Source organism: Paenibacillus sp. MAH-35, assembly GCF_058135425.1.
On sequence record NZ_JBYUPU010000024.1, the window covers coordinates 1 to 14,397 of the forward strand.

General features: G+C 54.4%; 14 protein-coding genes. 4 read left to right on the plus strand and 10 right to left on the minus strand.

Translation table 11 applies throughout. The annotated features are described in order from the left end of the window. Positions 1–43 precede the first annotated feature (43 nt). Positions 44–1,285 carry a CynX/NimT family MFS transporter gene (locus AC3Y2E_RS22205; protein WP_379214234.1) on the plus strand — a complete coding sequence of 414 codons (1,242 nt, stop codon included), beginning with the start codon at positions 44–46 and terminating at the stop codon, positions 1,283–1,285. A gap of 172 nt (positions 1,286–1,457) precedes the next feature. On the opposite strand, the gene AC3Y2E_RS22210 is transcribed toward AC3Y2E_RS22205, so the two are convergent. The 6 genes from AC3Y2E_RS22210 to AC3Y2E_RS22235 all read right to left on the minus strand — a co-directional run bounded on the left by AC3Y2E_RS22210 (position 1,458) and on the right by AC3Y2E_RS22235 (position 4,802). Beyond that, entirely contained in the window at positions 1,458–2,483 is a 1,026-nt protein-coding gene (locus AC3Y2E_RS22210; RefSeq protein WP_379214236.1) for an NAD(P)H-dependent amine dehydrogenase family protein, read from the minus strand. A gap of 97 nt (positions 2,484–2,580) precedes the next feature. After that, positions 2,581–3,414, minus strand: coding sequence for a MerR family transcriptional regulator (locus tag AC3Y2E_RS22215; protein ID WP_379214238.1), 834 nt, complete (start codon positions 3,412–3,414; stop codon positions 2,581–2,583). Positions 3,415–3,644: 230 nt separating this feature from the next. After that, the gene (locus AC3Y2E_RS22220) at positions 3,645–3,851 is read right to left on the minus strand and encodes a DUF4177 domain-containing protein (RefSeq protein WP_379214240.1); all 207 of its coding nucleotides are present in this window, start codon (positions 3,849–3,851) and stop codon (positions 3,645–3,647) included. Positions 3,852–3,920: 69 nt separating this feature from the next. Next, the gene (locus AC3Y2E_RS22225; protein ID WP_379214242.1) at positions 3,921–4,331 is read right to left on the minus strand and encodes a GNAT family N-acetyltransferase; all 411 of its coding nucleotides are present in this window, start codon (positions 4,329–4,331) and stop codon (positions 3,921–3,923) included. Further along, positions 4,315–4,587: a helix-turn-helix domain-containing protein gene (locus AC3Y2E_RS22230; protein WP_379214245.1), complete on the minus strand. Its 273-nt coding sequence runs from the start codon at positions 4,585–4,587 to the stop codon at positions 4,315–4,317. The genes AC3Y2E_RS22225 and AC3Y2E_RS22230 overlap by 17 nt, the downstream gene beginning before the upstream one ends. Further along, positions 4,584–4,802: a helix-turn-helix domain-containing protein gene (locus tag AC3Y2E_RS22235; protein ID WP_379214247.1), complete on the minus strand. Its 219-nt coding sequence runs from the start codon at positions 4,800–4,802 to the stop codon at positions 4,584–4,586. The genes AC3Y2E_RS22230 and AC3Y2E_RS22235 overlap by 4 nt, the downstream gene beginning before the upstream one ends. A gap of 159 nt (positions 4,803–4,961) precedes the next feature. On the opposite strand from AC3Y2E_RS22235, the gene AC3Y2E_RS22240 reads away from it, so the two are divergent. Next, entirely contained in the window at positions 4,962–5,222 is a 261-nt protein-coding gene (locus tag AC3Y2E_RS22240) for a hypothetical protein (protein WP_379214249.1), read from the plus strand. Between the two features lie 214 nt (positions 5,223–5,436). On the opposite strand, the gene AC3Y2E_RS22245 is transcribed toward AC3Y2E_RS22240, so the two are convergent. The 4 genes from AC3Y2E_RS22245 to AC3Y2E_RS22260 all read right to left on the minus strand — a co-directional run bounded on the left by AC3Y2E_RS22245 (position 5,437) and on the right by AC3Y2E_RS22260 (position 11,585). Continuing rightward, positions 5,437–7,038, minus strand: a complete 1,602-nt coding sequence (locus AC3Y2E_RS22245) for an extracellular solute-binding protein (RefSeq protein ID WP_379214251.1) — start codon at positions 7,036–7,038, stop codon at positions 5,437–5,439. A 136-nt stretch (positions 7,039–7,174) separates the two neighbouring features. Continuing rightward, the gene (locus tag AC3Y2E_RS22250) at positions 7,175–9,526 is read right to left on the minus strand and encodes a helix-turn-helix domain-containing protein (RefSeq protein ID WP_379214253.1); all 2,352 of its coding nucleotides are present in this window, start codon (positions 9,524–9,526) and stop codon (positions 7,175–7,177) included. Positions 9,527–9,631: 105 nt separating this feature from the next. Further along, positions 9,632–10,312 carry a response regulator transcription factor gene (locus AC3Y2E_RS22255; protein ID WP_379214255.1) on the minus strand — a complete coding sequence of 227 codons (681 nt, stop codon included), beginning with the start codon at positions 10,310–10,312 and terminating at the stop codon, positions 9,632–9,634. 76 nt (positions 10,313–10,388) lie between these two features. Beyond that, positions 10,389–11,585 (minus strand): sensor histidine kinase, encoded by a 1,197-nt coding sequence (locus AC3Y2E_RS22260; protein WP_379214257.1) that lies wholly within the window; start codon positions 11,583–11,585, stop codon positions 10,389–10,391. Positions 11,586–11,886: 301 nt separating this feature from the next. Here AC3Y2E_RS22260 and AC3Y2E_RS22265 point away from each other — a divergent pair, with 301 nt between their 5' ends. Together AC3Y2E_RS22265 and cls are read left to right on the plus strand one after the other, a co-directional pair. Beyond that, on the plus strand, positions 11,887–12,783 hold the full coding sequence (locus AC3Y2E_RS22265) for a CPBP family intramembrane glutamic endopeptidase (protein WP_379214259.1): 897 nt from the start codon (positions 11,887–11,889) through the stop codon (positions 12,781–12,783). 85 nt (positions 12,784–12,868) lie between these two features. Continuing rightward, entirely contained in the window at positions 12,869–14,299 is a 1,431-nt protein-coding gene (gene cls / locus AC3Y2E_RS22270; RefSeq protein ID WP_379214261.1) for a cardiolipin synthase, read from the plus strand. The last annotated feature ends 98 nt before the right edge of the window (positions 14,300–14,397 follow it).

A 14,397-nucleotide genomic window follows, 5' to 3' on the forward strand; every position in this document is an offset into this window, starting at 1 on the left:
ATTATAATATACCATTTTATTTGAAAGATCAGGAGGATATTTTATGAGATCAGCAGATCATCGGCTAAAGGAGCATCCACATAATCAACAATCTTCAAACACCCGTGTATCCGCAGCTTGGGTAATTGTGGCGGCGATCGTTTGTATTGCCGTCAATTTGCGGGCTCCCCTAACTTCGGTGGGGCCTTTAGTCGGCCTTATCAAAGACCATTTGCATATTTCGAATACATCGGCCGGTTTGATTACTACGGTGCCGCTGCTGGCTTTTGCGCTGTTTTCACCCTTTGTGCCGAGATTGGGACATAAAATCGGAGTGGAGCTCCTTATCTTTCTATCTATTCTGGGCTTAACGGCCGGTATTACGTTGCGTTCTTTGTCAGGAGTTGCCGCATTATTTATCGGGACGGCCGTGCTGGGACTGGCTATTTCCGTATGCAACGTATTGCTGCCCAGCCTGATCAAGCGGGAGTTTCCCAAACGAATCGGCCTTATGACGGGGATGTACTCCATCTCCATGAACTTATTCGGAGCGATCGCTTCCGGCATAAGCGTTCCGGTCGCAGTCGGACTGGGACTCGGATGGCAAGGGGCGCTGGGCGTATGGGGACTGCTGAGCATCGTGTCCCTCGTATGCTGGCTGCCTTATATGAAACGGCGCCGCCAGGCGGGTTCGGCCGCTGTCTCGAATCAATCGGACGGGGGTACCGTGAACGTATGGCGCTCCGCGCTGGCCTGGCAGGTCACGTTATTTATGGGTTTGCAATCGACGCTTTTTTATGTACTGATCGCATGGCTGCCCGAACTTTTGGTACAGCAAGGCGTAAGTGCAAATCAATCGGGCTGGTATCTGTCCATTATGCAATTAGCGCTGCTTCCGTTCACGTTTATAGTCCCGATCGTAGCCGGCCGCTTGTCCAGTCAACGTTCCCTGGTCATTATTATGTCGATTTTGCTTATTAGCGGTACGAGCGGGTTGCTTGCCGGAAATCCGGGTTGGATGGTGGCATGGATCGTCGTACTGGGCATCGGGGGAGGTTTTGCCTTTGGTTTATCCATGATGTTTTTTGGACTGCGTACCCAAAATGCCCGTCAAGCTGCGGCTCTGTCCGGTATGGCTCAATCTGTCGGGTACTTGCTCGCCGCCGGCGGTCCGACCCTCTTCGGATTGTTGCACGACGTAACCAATGGCTGGAAGGTTCCGCTTGTAACTTTAGTCGGCATAGCGGTGTTGCTCGGGGGATTTGGGTTAGGTGCGGCGAGAGATCGGTATGTGGGTTCGGCCTGACTTGATGGAGAACCCCTCTTGCCGGATGTTACTACTACCTTAACGGAACGAACAAATTAAATCAGACGACGATAGGGATGCGGCACCAGAACAAAGCCCGGTCCCCTGGTTTCATGAGGGCCGGGCAAGCGCAATATTGACGCATCATCCTTAGAGCGATAGGGTGCGAGGCTTAGACGTAATAGTGAAGAGGGTACGTCCGGTATCGGGCAGGCGCCATTTTTTCTGTCGTATAGAAGCCGGCGGGAGCCTTGAGCAGATCCGGAATACGGTTGACGACTGTCGCACACGTTAATTCAACCGTAGCCGGCCGCGCGATCTTCAGCTCCGTATCCGGTTCGCCCTTGATCGTCCAGTCGTTGCGGTCCACTTCGCCTTCTGCATACACTTTGCCAATACATTCCGTCACGATAACCGGTCCCTGTTGCGTAACGGTCGTTACGATGGCGGTCATGCCCGTCGCATCGCCTGCGGGGATCGTCTTGCCCAGCGTCGACGAGTATAGATTCTTGTCGTGTGTCGTCGGTACCAGCTTCTGCTCGGTCGAGCGGATCGTCCAGCCGAACTGCGAACACAGCCATTCGTTGGCGTTCCACATGAACGAAGGGAGCGCGTCGTTGCGAGCGATCTGCTCATCAAACTCCGCAGCTGTCAAGCCCGCCCCATGGACTTGGGCGAGAGCAATGCCGTATTCCTCGACGTTGTAGCTGGATCTGCCTTCAATCCGGTCTATCCGGTGAGTGGCACCGGCCAGTGCGGTAATCAGATTGCCCCAGAATACGTCCTGGTAGCCCGATCCGGTCAATGTGCAGCCGTTTTGTTTGGCGAGAGCGTCCAGCCGGTTCGTAAGCGTCGGCGATGTCGTCCACGGATACAGCGCTTCTTCACAAGTGCTGATCGCATTTACGCCGTGTCTGGCAGCCAGCTCGAACGCGTTGTAAGTATCCGACATCAGGCTAGTCGTAGCGATAATGCAGACATGAGCGTCACACTCCTGGAATACCGCTTCTGCATCGGATCGGACAGGTACGTTCAGCTTCATCGGAAGTCCGGCAATTTCTCCGACGTCTTTGCCGGCCAGCTTCGGGTTGTTATCGATGGCGCCTACGATTTCAGCGCCTTTCTCGACCAGATACCGCAGGAAGTAAATCCCCATCTTGCCGCAGCCGTATTGAATGACTCTTACTTTCTCCAACATAGCGTTCCCTCCTAGGTTGTTCTTTTTTTCACAAGACAGATAATACGAAATGGGAGCTCCTCATGACTCTATGATAAACTCTATAGTAAGAATAGAGTCAACCCTTGCGGACCGGAATTTGCAACTTCATAAACATATTGCGCTGCTGCTGCGGAATAATATGCAGATCCGCCACAACTTCGCAAACGTAATCGCCCGCGATCTCGTATCCATGTTCTGTAATATACTCCCGCAGTCTGTCCGCATAATCCCGCTCGCTGAAAAAGTCGCTGCAGTACGTGCACGCGTAATCGCTCTCGGGGATTGTCTCGATCCCTTCGGAGTCGGGGAAATCGTTGTTCACGAATACGAATAGTTCCGTTGAGACGAAAGAATGCTGCAAGAGCGCCGATCGCCGGATCAGCGACCCGACATTGCAGAAATACGTCATCGGTAAATGACGGACGTTCGCCTGCTTCCGCAGCTCCCGAAGCATATATTCGAACACGTCCAACGTATGGCTGTAAATATCGATTTTCCCGTTATATACGTACATTTTACGTTCGGGTAACCGTTGGATCTCGATTCGGCCGTTCGGAGGCGCGTTCAGAACGATGTTGTAATTGTCGATGCTGAGCTGGACGGCTTGTTTCATGTGCTGCAGCTGCTCCAGCTTGCTGTCGATCAGGTCGGCCTGCTGCTGAAGCAAGCCGGGTACGATGCCGAGGTTATCCGAATCGAGCCGGTCTTTGATCGTGTCGAGGGAGATGCCCAAATATTTCATATACATAATCATATCCAAGCGGGCGCATTGGCCGATCGAGTAGTAGCGGTAGCCGGACATCTCGTCCACGTAATCCGGCTTTAACAAGCCGATCCGGTCGTAGTGCCGAAGCGTTTGTACGGTCGTCTGGCAAAGCTCGGCCATGCGTCCTATCGAGATTTTGTCCATAGTCGTGCTACCCTTTCTGTCGGAATTTGTGTGCCGCCAGCAGGAACGTCATCCGAGCTGCGTGCCAAGTCTAGCAGGGCACTGGGATGAATCTGCCTATATGCTATATTATCAGTCTGGGAGAGTGGATTCAAAAACAAAAGGTCCCCCAACACGACAGCTCAACATGAAAGCCGGGAAGGGGGACCTTTGTAAGACGCCTTGCTTGAACATTTTAACCTGTAAGACTTCTACCGCCGTCTTCTTTTAAATACGACGACAATATCTCTCGATTGCCCTTGGTACACACTAGTATCGAAGCAGGAAACAAGCTCCCAGCCTTCTTTGCCGAACTGGTTCAGTTGGGCGTCGAACTCTTCCTCGTCTATTTTGCCTCCGAGAAATCCGCCTGTCTTGTACTTCCATGTTTTGTACTCCCACTGTTCCATCTGATCCATTCCTTTCTCGTAAATTCCGGCTGCCGGATCGGAGAGGAGGCTCCCCAGTCCGTATAAGTAAAATACGGATCAGCCCGGGAATTTCCTCATAAATCGGTCGGGGATGCGGACAAAGCCGTACTGCTCGTACAGACTGTGTGCGTCTTTCGTACCTAATATGCCCGACAAACCGCTCAGCTCTTCCGAAGATGTGATGCTTTCGATCAATTTTTTGCCGATGCCGGTTCCGCGGTAGGTTTCATCGACGTACACGTCGCACAGCCAGTACATGGTAGCATAATCGGTGACGACCCTTGCAAATCCGATCTGCTTCCCGCCGTCGTAAATCCCGTAGCAGAGCGAGTTCTCGATCGATTTGGCAATGGTTTCCCGGCTCCTGCGGTCGGCCCAGTAGCTTCGGCCTAGAAAGCCGCAGATCGCGTCGAGCTGCAGCAAGCTTTTATCGTCGCTAATGAGGAATTGGTTATAGGTGATGTTCATCGGAGATTCCTTTCTTTCCTTCTGTGTTTGAAGTGGGGGACTTCGCGTTGGGCAGTTCCTCGTGTACCAACAGTTCATGAATACGGATGTTCAGTGTCTCGCACACCTGTTCCAGAGTGCGCAAATAGACACGGTCTACTTTGTCGGAACATAAATGGTTAATTGTATTCGGACGAATATTCATTAGAGCGGCCAATTGTCTTTGCGACATTTTCCGTTCGGCCAATATCTCACGAAGGCGAATTTTGATTTTCATAAGGTCGATCCATCATCCACTTGTTCGATAAGCTGGTGAATATGGATGCCTAGTGCTCTGCAGATTTCTTCCAGAGTACTAAGGTAGATCCGGTCCGTGGTCCCCCGGCACAAATGGTTGATCGTTCCTGGCCTCATATTCGTTATAACGGCCAACTGTCGCTGTGACATATTTCGCTCATCTAATATTTCTTGCAATCTCAGTCTAATTTTCATCTTACTCCACCTTTCAGGCCACAAATACGATATATAGACATTCAGATTAAAATCTTCAAAAAAACAGTTGATTGTAACGCTATAACGTCATATAATGAAAGTGTAACGTTACGGCGTCACGGAATTACCTGGCAATACAAGATTCATGGAGGCAAGCAAATGGAATCGGTACAAAGCGCATGCCAAAAGCTGAACGAAAAAGAAACAAGACTGTTGCAGCAAATTCGGACAGCCGACGCTTACTTGCAAGTTTGTATGGATCACACCTATAAGCACGGTCAAAGCTGCGATGTCAACACGGCGGAAGATATTATGGCGGCGATTAACGATATTAGCAATGAGCTTCGGACAGAGCTGTTGTTTGTGCGTTTTGAAAAGGCGATTGCCGCTGGCCGGACGAATCCAAGCCCCTTATTATAATCGCTCCAAATCAAAAAGGAGAGTTAATCTTTTGAAGCCAATGAATGCCTGAGTTCATTGGCTTCTATCGTTGTTATCCATTGTAAAGGATTCCATGCGAATAATAAACGCAGAGCAGCAAAAACCTCCTGCCGGTCATCCGGAAGGAGGTTAGAGCGCCGCAGCATGGGGTATGGGATAGCCGTGCAACAGCCGAAACGCAACCGATTTTGATTTATTTGAACACGTACGTTTTGCCCAGCGCCTCGCTGACTTGCTTGGCGTAGAAGTCGAACGTTTCCTTGCCGCGATATTTGGTCATGATTTCTTCGCGGTATTTGGGCCAGTTGGCGCCTGATTTTTCTTCGAACAGCAGCTTGGCATGGTATTCATACAGCTTCGTGCGGAAGTCGCCGATATTAACTCCGGCTGGCGGCGCCGCGCTGATCTGGATCGATGGAATGTACTTGTAAGACTTGATCGTCTGCAAAATTTGACGGTCGCGGTCGGTCATATCTGGATCGACGACCGTCAAGCCGACACGCTCCGGCTCGTTAACGCGTGTGAAGAAGTTCCAGATATTCAGGAAATCGCCCTTATCGATAATATCCGATTTGATGGCGGCTTTGTTCAGCGTGATCGTATCGCCGTTTTTCGTGTAATGCTTGCCCTCCTGGCCGTAGTGGGTCAGCAGGAAGCCTTCCGGACTGGCCAAGTAATCGAGAATCTCGACGCTGCGCTTGACTTTCTCCGGAGCTTTGGCCGCCACCGAGCTTGGGAACAGGAACGGAGAGCCCGGCACGTTTTCGGTCCAGACGCCCGTGTCTTTAAACGGGTGGAATGGAACCCAGTCGGCGTTCGGATTAATCGATTTCGTTTTGTTATGGTAGCTGGTCGCCAGGCTGTCGAGCGCAAACTTCTCATCAAGCAGGATGATGCCTACCTTGCCCTGAACCGCCTTGTCGATATGCTGCGTCCCTTTGTTCAGGAACCAGTCCGGATCGACGATCCCTTCCTTCATCATCTCGACGACCTCGTCGAATACTTTCGCCAGCCGGATATCCGACTGCGTATCGACGAACTGGTCGCCCTCCAGCATAAAGCCGCCGATCAGGCCGTTTTTGATCCATTGCGGGAAATCGTAGGACAGCTGCTTTCCGTTGCCGGCCGCCGAGAAGCCGTACGTATCCTTCTTACCGTTGCCGTCCGGATCGTTAAACGTAAATGCCCGCATCACATTCATCATCTCGTCGTACGTTTGCGGCACTTTTAGATTCAGCTTGTCTAGCCAGTCCTTGCGCACATAATACGAACGGTAAGCCCGGGTCGCGTACGGATAAGGAGCCCGGAAAAAGCCGTTTTCCACGCCGTATGCCTTCAGGTTTTTCTCTTCGAACCAGTACTTGAAGTAGTTCGGCATCGTCTGGGGGCTGACGAACGGAGTCAAGTCCGCGAGCAGGCCGTCCTTGGCGAACTTCTGCGAAGCGGTGCCGGTCGCGAAGAACATGTCCGGAGCATCGCCTCCGGCCAGGGTGACGTTGATCTTGCTGTCGTAATCGGTACCGGGCGACATATGCTGCAGCTTCAACTCGACATTAAACTTCTCCTGAATCGTCTTCAGCACGAAGTCGTCTTTCGGCAAATTCGTATTCGGCTCGCTTGTGACGAACCAGTTCAGCGTCAGCTTCTCCTTCGTACTGCCTGCCGGCTGCTGTGCGGCGGGCGTACCGCCTGCGCCGTTCGAATTGTCCGCCGGTTGGCCGCCGCAGCCCGCGAGCGCGAGCGACAGCGCCAAGCTTCCGGCAAGCGGCTTCCATGTTCGGGATTTCGGTTTCAAGCTGGACCCTCCTTGTTAGTTGTGTACGAACCCAGCATGCCATATGAGGAAACGCTTGCAAACTGTACTTTCGTCGAAACGGTGGCCGGAAGCACTGTACTTTTGCCGATTTACTGTACACGATCGAAAAAAACCGCTAGTTCAGTACGTTTTTCATCCGGTATTCCTTCGGCGTAGTGCCGAACTTTTTCTTGAACAGACGGAAGAAATAGCTCTGGTTGTCGAAGCCGACCTTCTCCATAACGGTGTTGACGCTATATTCCTCCTGGGCGAGCAGACGCAGCGCATGATGAAGCCGCACCTCGGTAATGTATTCCGGAATCGACAATCCCTCCTGCAGCTTAAACAGCTTGCTTGCATGAGCGGGCGACATTCTTACGGCGGTGGCGACCTGCTGAAGGCAGAAGGCCGGGTCCGCATAACGGGTGTCCACCATTTCTTTGACGGTATCGATCATCAGCCGGTGAGTCAGCTCGGCAGCAGTTGCCTTGCTGCTCTTCAGCGCTTCGCCGATCGCGTCCAGCACGTAACGCTTCGCTTCGTCCAGCGATTCCGCAGAGACCAGACGCTGGACGGCTTGCTGCGAGTCGTAGGGAAGCTGCTGCACCCGGCTGGCGTTCATCTCTCCGAACGTCCGGCTCAGGACGGCGGACAGATGGAACAGCCCGTACACCATATGATCGCTGTGCAGCCGGCGGATCGTTCCGAACCATTCGTCGATACAGGCGGACGCGGTCTCCCGGCTGCCCGACTTGAGCGCCTCGGCAAGCTTTTTCTCGAGTGTGGGGGAAGGCTCGTATTGCCCGGCTTGCCGGTTCGGCTCTACCGATTCGGGGGTAATGACGGCCTGGCGGCCGAAAATGAGCTTGTACTTGGCCAGCTCGATCGTCTGTCCGTACAACCGGCTGACGTCGCGATATTGATCGCAGGTGGAGCTTACGGCGGCGGTTAACGAGATATGATAATACCGTTGCACCGTTTCCTGGATGTCGGCAAGCTTGCCCTGCAGCGGAGCTGTCCAGTCTGCGTCCGGATCGTCCAGACGGATCAGCGCGACCAGATGGTCGTGGCTCATATCGATAACGGCGGTGCGGTGCAGGGACGACAGCATCTCGCCGGCGATGTTGCTTACGGCAAACTTGTAGGCGCTCCGGTCGCGCTCCTCGACATGTCCCGCGAATTCCCGGTAGTTATCGAACAGCAGCTGCACCACGAGCAGCCTCGATCGATCCCCGAGCCGGAAGTCCAACTGCTCCTCGATTTCGATCAGATCCAGCGGAGACAAGCCTCCGCTGTCGGTCATCCACTTTTTGAACAAATACGTCTGGACGATGCGTCCCTGAGCTTGCTGCTCCGACGCTAAAGCCTGCATTTTACCGATCGCCGTCTGGAACGCGCCGGATATATACGCCCACTCATCCTTCCGGCCTTCGGGCCCCGGGGCTGTCTCGCGGAGCTGGCCGCGTATCGTACGCAGCAGCATCTCGATCGGACGGTACAGCTTGAAGGAAATTAGCACCGAGCCGGCCAGAGAGATCAGGATGAACAAGCCGATCAGGGAAAACGAGATCCACCGCATCCGCAAAATATCCCGGAATACTTGATCGTAAGGCTGCAGGCTGACGACAGACCAGTCGTTCGCTTTCGAGGCCATGTAGGAGACGATCGATTTGCTGCTGCCGCTGCCGCTGACGAACAGATTGGCGGTCGTACCCGTTTCGTTCATGCGTTCCCGGACGGTATGGCTGAGACCGTCGCCCGTCGTCCACCGCTTCGCTTCCGGATCGTACATGTACCCGTCGCCGTTCATAAGCAGCAGCCGGCCGCTGCCGCCGTCGTTCAGCTTGCTGATCGCTTCGAGCTGGGCGAACAGCCAGTCCGGCTTCACATTCACGATGACAGCGCTGTACGTTCCGCTCGTGGAAGCTTTGGAGCCGAATAAGAAGAAGGAGAAAAAGTCGATCTCGCTTTGTCCGTCCGGTGTCGCGCGGGTGGATACCGGAATGAGCTTCAGCGTGGGAATATCGGGATTGGCTTTCCGGTACTGGTCGATCGTGCCGTTGATGCCTTCCGTCGTGCAGGGGAGGATGGCGTTTGGCGCATAGGAATAGTAACAGCCGTTTACGGAATTATAGACGGCGACGGAGTGCAGGAACGGGAACGATTTGGCGACCCGCTCCAGTCCGGCAATATGTTGATACAACGTGTAGGTTTTGGTAATGTCGTTATTCATCAAACTATTAATATCCGGATCGAAATAGGCGGAGATTGCCGCGTTTTTGACCAGCTCGTTCGCCGAGTCTACGCTGTACACGGTCTGGGACAACATTTTCTCGTTGGCGCTTTGCTGGATACGGAGCACCGTTTTCTCGGTATGTGCATACAAAGTTACAGTTGCGCCGATCAGCACGACGACAAGCAGCACCGATACGGACAGCAAAATCGTAAACAAATATTTCCGCGAACGGTAGCTTTGAGAAATGTTCATGATGTCCCCTCCGGCCCTCATCATACCATAAAAAAGCTCCGCTGTGCGCGCTGTGCACAGGCTTCTGTCGGCACCGCCTTACGTTCGAACCTGCTGCTCTACAGGCTACACGATGCCTTCATCGTGAGCTTTGCGTGCGGCTTGCACCCGGTCGCGTACGTCCATCTTGGAATAAATGCTGGAGATGTAGTTTTTGACCGTTCCTTCCGACAAATACAGCTTCTCGGCGATCTCCCGGTTCGACAGCCCATCCGATACGCACTGCAGCACCTGCAGCTCCCGGTCGCTCAACCCGTAGCTTCCCGGCGTATCGCGTCCGCGCTCGTCCGCTTCGCACGACGGATCGGCCGATCCGCTGGACTGCAGCCGGGATACGAGCATTTTGGCGATATCTTGAGGAATAAGCGTTCCTCCCCGGTGCACCCACTTGATGCCTTCCGCCAGCTCCTTCGGATGAATGGCTTTGAGCAAATAACCTTCGGCCCCGGCTCCCAGCGCTTCGACGACGTAATCGATCTCCTGAAAGGTCGTCAAAATAATAACGCGGATATCCGGCCAGCGGGTTTTCAGCTCGCGGGTCGCTCTGACGCCGTCCATCTCCGGCATGCGCACGTCCATCAGCACGACGTTGGGGCGAACGGACTCGATACAGTCCAAGGCAATCCGGCCGTTCTCCGCCATGCCGACGACCTCGATATCCGGGTCCATATCAAGCACAATATGCAGACTTTCCCGGATCAGGTCCTGATCGTCGACAAGCAGCAGCTTGATTTCTTTACCGTTCATCCATCATCGCTCTCCTTTTAGGTTGGATTGGGCTATCTATCATGGGCAGGCGCGCGCCCGGCCGTCAGCCAGCCGGTCAAGGCCCCGCCGCCAGCGGAACTTTGCATATAACGGTCGTGCCCTCGCCTTCCCGCGAGTCGATCTGCAGCGTGCCCTGCAGGGCGGACAATCTTTCCTCCATGCCGCGGAGTCCGAATCCCCTGTGCAGACCTTCGTTCCCCTTGCCGTCATCCTGCACTTCAAGCAACAGCTGGTGAGGCTCGAACAGCAGGGCGATCTGAATCGACTGGGCCATGCCGTGCCGTTTGGCGTTGGTGAGCGATTCCTGCAGACAACGGACAAGCGTCAGACGGGTCTGCTTCGGAACGTTCGCTTCGACTCCCTGGGTCCGGAAGACGACACGCGTTCCCGTGTGGGTGCCGAACTCCCGGGCGAGCCGGGACAGGCGCTGCGAGACGGTCTCGTCGTCTTCATTGGGCGATATCTGATGGATGCTCCGGCGGATCTCGTCCAGCCCGCTGCGGGTTACGTCACGCAGCACGTCGAGCTTCTCCTTGGCTTTCTCCGGCGCCGCCTCCATCAGATACGAGACGGCGTCCATGCCCATGATGACGGAGGTGTACGTATGCCCGACCGTATCGTGAAGCTCGACGGCCAGCCGGTTGCGTTCCTCGAGCAGCGTAATATGTTCGATCTGGCTCGCATACTGCTCGAGCACTTTATTTTGTTCGCGGATCAGCTCGTATAACGTGGCGTTTTCGTCGAGCACCTTTTGTAATTGCATATTGGAAGTAAGCATCCGTTGAAGCGCTACGCCGATTCCGAACAGCATGGCGAAATCGATCAGCCGCTCCAGAAAGGAGATGAAGTGATTATCGTGAATCAGCACCCCGATCATTAACGGGAAACACATAACGAAGAGCACGCCCGTGAACGGCAGCAATTTGCGGTTCGACAAAAAGCCGACGAGCAAAGTAGGGATCAGAATCAGGCTCGTGTCCTGTCCCACCTTGGCGACCAGGTAAAACTGCATAAATCCGCTCGTTAGAAATACCGCGGCTGCAAACCCCGGTTTATTCGTATACCCGGGCCGCCAGAAAACAAGCGGAACCGAGTAGGAAGCGAGCAGCAGCCCGAACATCGTGAAAAAGGGGATGTCTCCGAAAATGTCCGGCTTGAAAAACAAATAAGCCATCCCAAGCGCAATCCATAACGTGTATACGATAAAAAGCATCCATTCGATCCAATGCCACGGTTTCCGTTCCACCATCATCCCGGGTAGCTCCTAACTGCAATCCTCTATTCCCTACGCCGCTCGGCGGGTCATCCGTTGTGTGTGCCTGCACGGTCTTATGTTCCCTTGTATTGTAACCGATCAGGAAGCGGTTCGGGTAGTGCCGCCGGCCAGCAGTTCATATGACCGATCTATGACTGCGATCACCTCGCTCCTATGACTTTTCCGTCGTTGGTCCAGCCGTACGTCATTCACACCCCCTTATAGCGCGGGCAAGACGGGATGTGTACAATAAAGAATGGGAAAACTCTGGAAAACGAATCGGAGGGAGTTCAAACTTATGCATATGACCAAATATGCCGGTATCGTCATCGGTAAGATTGCGCTTGCGTTCATCTTCGCGTTTCTGCTGACGCTGGTCGCGATGATTCCGGTTGTAGCCGTAGTCGGCCTGACGGGAAGCGGCGATTGGACGCTGGATGCGATGCTGAGCGATCCGTCGTTTACGTACGGTTCGATGATCGCCCAGGCGGCGGGATTTATGGCCGCGGTGCCGCTCATGTTTGTTCTATTCGACAGGAAGGCAGGCTGGTCGCTCGGCTGGAGACAGCGCGGAGCGATGAAAGAGCTGCTGAGAGGCTCGGTACTCGGCATCGTGCTGATCAGCATCGTATTCGTTCTCATGTTGGCCGTCCAATCGGTCCGGATTACGGGAGTCGCGACCGGTGCGGCTGTATGGACGGAGCTTGCCGGCTACTTGCTGCTGTTTGCTCTTGTGGCGATTAATGAAGAGCTGTTCAGCCGCGGGTATGTGCAGGGCGTCATTCGCCACCGGTTCGGTCCGGCGGCCGCGATTATTTGCTCATCCCTGTTTTTTTCCGTTCTGCATGCCTTTAATCCGGGAGCGCTGGCGAATCCGCTGCCCTTGATTAATATTTTCGCGGCCGGCTTGCTGTTCGGGATCAGCCGGGAGGTGACGGGAGGCCTATGGCTTCCAATCGGACTTCACTGGACCTGGAACTTCGTCCAGGGCAACGTATACGGCTTCGAAGTATCGGGGACGGATGTCGAGTCGGTGCTGAGGCTCGAATCGTCGGGACCAGCCGCGCTGTCGGGAGGGGCGTTCGGAGCGGAAGGAAGCCTGATTGCCACTGCAGTGATCGGCGCGGCTGCTTACTGGATATGGAAGCGTGGCGGAGGAACGCCGGACGGGAGAAAAATCCGGAAAGGAGAATAGGCGGAAGCGCGAACGTATATGCTAGAAAGTGCGGCCCGAACTCGGAGCCGGAGCCCGCAAATGCGGACATCCGAGGAGGATACTTATGATGTGGCTGACACTCGCGCTCGGATTGTTTATATTTCAAATCGCCACCATCCTGCTCTTGGAATTCCGCAATCCGGCCAAGGCAGTGGCGTGGCTATCCGTCTTGTTCGTTCTGCCGATCATCGGCTTTATCATGTATTACTTTCTGGCTAAAAAGTATACGAGGCGCAAACAGATGCGACGCAAGGAACGCCGGGTCATTGCGGAAATCAGGCGTGCTCTCTGGCACAAGGCACGCAAGGCGGGGCCCGGGGATGCGGTCCGGCGCTGCGATATTTACGGCGAGCACCGGCTGCTCGGCTTGCTGAACAACATACCCGGCTCGCCGATCATGGCTTGCAACAGCGTCGAGATCTACAGCGACGGCGAATCTACATACGAAGCGATCTTGGCGGCGATGGAACAGGCCCGCTCCTTTATTCATGTCGAGTATTACATCGTGCGGGACGATGAGATCGGGAAGAAGTTCCAGCAACTGATGATGCGCAAGGCGGCGGAAGGCGTACCGGTTCGTCTGCTGTATGACGGGGTCGGCAGCTATAAGCTGAGCGGGCGTTACGTGAAGGAATTGAAGCGGGCGGGGGTGGAAGTGTACGGCTTCCTGCCTCCGCTGATCGCGTTTTTTGACAAGCGGCTGAACTACCGCAACCACCGCAAAATAGTCGTTGTCGACGGGACGGTCGGCTTCTTGGGCGGGATCAATATCGGGGACGAATATTTGGGGGCCGACCCGGCTCTCGGCTATTGGCGCGATACACATATCCGGCTCGGAGGAGACAGCGTCTATTATTTGCAGCATACATTTGCTACCGACTGGGTGTTTGCGAGCGGCAAGACGCTGCTGGACCCGATGTATTTGCCGGAGCACGAATGCATGGGGGAGGAGACCGTGCAACTGATTGCAAGCGGTCCCGACGCTCCCTGGTATGCGGTGCAGGAAGTGTTTTTCGGAGCGATGACGGCGGCGCGGAGCCGGATCTATATCACGACCCCTTATTTTATCCCGGACCCAAGTATTGCCATGGCACTGAAGACGGCGGCGGTCAGTGGAGTCGATGTGCGGATTATTTTGCCCGGCGTGCCTGACGCCAGAATCATTCACTGGGCTTCGATGTCGTACGTACACGAGCTGATACAGGCGGGCGTCCGGTTTTACCAGTATCAGAAAGGCTTCGTCCATGCTAAAACGTTGATCATCGACCGGCTGCTTGCTACGGTAGGAACGGCGAATATGGACATGCGCAGCTTTTTCAGCAATTTCGAGATTATGGCCGTTTTGTACGACCGGGACACGATTGCCCGTCTGGAGCGGGATTTTATGACGGATATGCGCAACAGCAAGGAGATCCTGCTGTCCGAATTCGAACGGCGCTCCAAATACGAGCGGGCGAAGGAGCTGGCGGCCCGGCTGCTGGCCCCGTTGTTCTAAACCGCGAATGAATACCGCGAAAAGATAAGTGGCAAATGTCACAGCGGCCGGGAGGAATATAAGCGCTCCGAGTCGAACTATGTCGTATATCACCGCAT

Coding starts and splice junctions, on each gene's coding strand:
- AC3Y2E_RS22235 (WP_379214247.1), bottom strand. CDS start 4,802: ATGAAAATTAGACTGAGATTGCAAGAAATATTAGATGAGCGAAATATG.
- AC3Y2E_RS22240 (WP_379214249.1), top strand. CDS start 4,962: ATGGAATCGGTACAAAGCGCATGCCAAAAGCTGAACGAAAAAGAAACA.
- AC3Y2E_RS22265 (WP_379214259.1), top strand. CDS start 11,887: ATGCATATGACCAAATATGCCGGTATCGTCATCGGTAAGATTGCGCTT.
- AC3Y2E_RS22210 (WP_379214236.1), bottom strand. CDS start 2,483: ATGTTGGAGAAAGTAAGAGTCATTCAATACGGCTGCGGCAAGATGGGG.
- AC3Y2E_RS22215 (WP_379214238.1), bottom strand. CDS start 3,414: ATGGACAAAATCTCGATAGGACGCATGGCCGAGCTTTGCCAGACGACC.
- AC3Y2E_RS22250 (WP_379214253.1), bottom strand. CDS start 9,526: ATGAACATTTCTCAAAGCTACCGTTCGCGGAAATATTTGTTTACGATT.
- AC3Y2E_RS22225 (WP_379214242.1), bottom strand. CDS start 4,331: ATGAACATCACCTATAACCAATTCCTCATTAGCGACGATAAAAGCTTG.
- AC3Y2E_RS22205 (WP_379214234.1), top strand. CDS start 44: ATGAGATCAGCAGATCATCGGCTAAAGGAGCATCCACATAATCAACAA.
- cls (WP_379214261.1), top strand. CDS start 12,869: ATGATGTGGCTGACACTCGCGCTCGGATTGTTTATATTTCAAATCGCC.
- AC3Y2E_RS22255 (WP_379214255.1), bottom strand. CDS start 10,312: ATGAACGGTAAAGAAATCAAGCTGCTGCTTGTCGACGATCAGGACCTG.
- AC3Y2E_RS22260 (WP_379214257.1), bottom strand. CDS start 11,585: ATGATGGTGGAACGGAAACCGTGGCATTGGATCGAATGGATGCTTTTT.
- AC3Y2E_RS22230 (WP_379214245.1), bottom strand. CDS start 4,587: ATGAAAATCAAAATTCGCCTTCGTGAGATATTGGCCGAACGGAAAATG.
- AC3Y2E_RS22220 (WP_379214240.1), bottom strand. CDS start 3,851: ATGGATCAGATGGAACAGTGGGAGTACAAAACATGGAAGTACAAGACA.